Raw genomic sequence first — 3,106 nt, 5'->3', positions numbered from 1 at the left:
GGCGGGCCTCGGCCAGCTCCCCGGCCCAGGGGGCTCGCGCGCCGCGCTCCGCCAACTCGGCGTCCGTGAGCGGTCCGAGGACCCGAAGGAGGTCGGCGACCCCCTCCACGTCCTTGATGCGGCGGTCCTCGGTCAGCCACTGGAGTTCGCGCTCCAGCTCCGTGAGGACGTCCGGGTCGAGCAGTTCGCGCAGCTCGGCCTGGCCCAGCAGCTCGGCCAGCAGCCGGGAGTCCAGGGACAGGGCGGCGGCGCGCCGCTCGGCGAGCGGGGAGTCGCCCTCGTACAGGAACTGCGCGACATAGCCGAAGAGCAGGGAGCGGGCGAAGGGGGAGGGCTCGGTGGTGGTGACCTCGACCAGCCGGACCTTCCTGGACTCGATGTCCCCCATCAGTTCCGTGAGACCGGGCACGTCGAAGACGTCCTGGAGGCATTCCCTGACGGCCTCCAGGACGATCGGGAACGAACCGAACTCGCTGGCCACCTGGAGGAGTTGGGCGGCGCGCTGGCGCTGCTGCCACAGCGGGGTGCGCTTGCCGGGGCTGCGGCGCGGCAGCAGCAGCGCCCGCGCCGCGCATTCACGGAAGCGGGAGGCGAACAGCGCGGAGCCGCCGACCTGTTCGGTGACGAGGCCGCTGATCTCGCCGCGGTCGAAGGCCACATCGGCGGCTCCGACGGGCGCCTGGGCGCTGTCGAAGGTCGTGTCGAGGCGGTCGCGCTCCTTGCCGGGGCCGCCGGACCCGCCCGTACTGTCCGTACCACCGGGACTGTTGAGATCGCCGAGGTCCGCGTCGAGCAGGTCGAGGCCCATCAGGTCGGCGTCGGGCAGGCGCAGCACGATGCCGTCGTCCGCGTGCATGACCTGTGCGTCCATTCCGTACCGCTCGGCGAGGCGGGCGCCGAGCGCCAGTGCCCAGGGAGCGTGCACCTGGGCACCGAACGGGGAGTGGATCACCACCCGCCAGTCGCCCAGCTCGTCCCGGAAGCGCTCGACGAGGATCGTCCGGTCGTCCGGGACATGACCGCAGGCCCGGCGCTGCTCGTCCAGATACGCCAGCAGGTTGCCCGCCGCCCAGTGATCGAGGCCCGCCGTCATCAGCCGCAGCCGGGCGTCCTCCTCGGAGAGCGCGCCGACCTCGCGCAGGAACGCGCCCACCGCACGCCCCAGCTCCAGCGGCCGGCCCAGCTGGTCGCCCTTCCAGAAGGGCAGCCGGCCGGGAGCGCCCGGCGCGGGGGTGACGAGCACCCGGTCGCGGGTGATGTCCTCGATGCGCCACGACGACGTGCCGAGCGTGAAGACGTCGCCCGCCCGCGATTCGTACACCATCTCCTCGTCCAGCTCACCGACCCGCCCGCCGCCCTTCTTCGGGTCGGACCCGGCCAGGAAGACACCGAACAGGCCACGGTCCGGGATGGTGCCCCCGGAGGTGACGGCCAGGCGCTGCGCCCCCGGGCGGCCCGTGACCGTACCGGCCACGCGGTCCCACACCACCCGCGGACGCAGCTCCGCGAAGGCGTCCGACGGATAGCGCCCGGCGAGCATGTCGAGCACGGCGGTGAAGGCCGACTCGGGCAGGGAGGCGAACGGCGCGGCCCGGCGGGCCAGCGCCAGCAGGTCGTCCGCCTGCCGGGTGTCCAGGGCGACGATCGCGACCAGTTGCTGCGCCAGGACGTCCAGGGGGTTCGCCGGGACCCGCAGCGCCTCGATGGAGCCGCTGCGCATCCGCTCCGTGACCACCGCCGCCTGCACCAGGTCGCCCCGGTACTTGGGGAAGACCACGCCCGTGGAGACCGCCCCCACCTGGTGTCCCGCGCGCCCGACCCGCTGGAGGCCGGAGGCGACCGAGGGCGGCGACTCGACCTGGATCACCAGGTCCACCGCGCCCATGTCGATGCCCAGCTCCAGGCTGGACGTGGCCACGACGGCGGGCAGCCGGCCCGCCTTGAGGTCCTCCTCGACCTGCGCGCGCTGCTCCTTGGACACCGAGCCGTGATGGGCCCGCGCGAGCAGCGGCGGCGCTCCCTGCGCGGCGCCCGACTGGGCCATCACCTCGGCGGGGGAGTGCGCCTGGGGCATCGCCTCCCCTGTCGCCCGTTCGTACGCGATCTCGTTCAGCCGGTTGCACAGGCGTTCCGCGAGACGGCGGGAGTTGGCGAAGACGATCGTCGAGCGGTGGGACTGGACAAGGTCGGCGATCCGCTCCTCCACGTGCGGCCAGATCGAGGGCTTCTCGGCGTCGTTCGTGTCGGTCGCGGGAGAGCCGCCCAGCTCGCCGAGATCCTCGACCGGGACGACGACGGACAGGTCGAACTCCTTGCCGGACGGCGGCTGGACGATCTCCACCCTGCGCTGCGGGGAGAGGTAGCGGGCGACCTCCTCCACCGGACGGACCGTCGCGGAGAGACCGATCCGGCGGGCCGGGCGCGGCAGCAGCTCGTCCAGCCGCTCCAGGGAGAGCGCGAGATGCGCCCCCCGCTTCGTCCCGGCGACGGCGTGCACCTCGTCCAGGATCACCGTCTCGATCCCGGCGAGCGCGTCCCGGGCGGCGGACGTGAGCATCAGGAACAGCGATTCGGGGGTCGTGATGAGGATGTCCGGCGGTTTTGTCGCCAGCGTCCTGCGCTCGGCGGCCGGGGTGTCCCCGGAGCGGATGCCGACCCGCACCTCGGGCTCCGGCAGGCCGAGCCGTACGGACTCCTGCCTGATACCGGTGAGCGGGCTGCGGAGATTGCGTTCCACGTCCACCGCGAGGGCCTTGAGCGGCGACACGTACAGCACCCGGCAGCGCTTCCGGGCCTCGGCGGGAGGCGGCTTCGACGCCAGCTGGTCCAGGGCGGCGAGGAAGGCGGCGAGCGTCTTGCCGGAGCCGGTCGGGGCGACGACCAGCACGTCCGAGCCCTCCTGGATGGCACGCCAGGCCCCCTCCTGCGCCGCGGTGGGCGCGGAGAAGGCCCCCGTGAACCAGGCGCGGGTCGCGGGGGAGAAGGAGTCGAGCGCGGTACGTGCCATGCCACCTATCGTGCACCCGGCCACTGACAATCGCCCGGAGCTGGGGAAACGGCGCCGTTCCGCCGTCGAGCCGCTGCCGCCGCGTCCGCCGGCCACGAG

The 3,106-nt window shown here is 73.5% G+C and carries 1 protein-coding gene; it reads right to left on the bottom strand.

The features are described 5' to 3' along the window. A partial coding sequence (locus GT042_RS15720; RefSeq protein WP_161309337.1) for a DEAD/DEAH box helicase occupies positions 1 to 3,007 on the bottom strand: 3,007 nt, incomplete at its 3' end. Positions 3,008 to 3,106 lie beyond the last annotated feature (99 nt).

The organism is Streptomyces sp. SID3212 (assembly GCF_009865405.1).
Lineage (GTDB): Bacteria > Actinomycetota > Actinomycetes > Streptomycetales > Streptomycetaceae > Streptomyces.
Note: the sequence above shows the minus strand (reverse complement) of the source record. Positions and strands in the feature narration are given on the sequence as shown.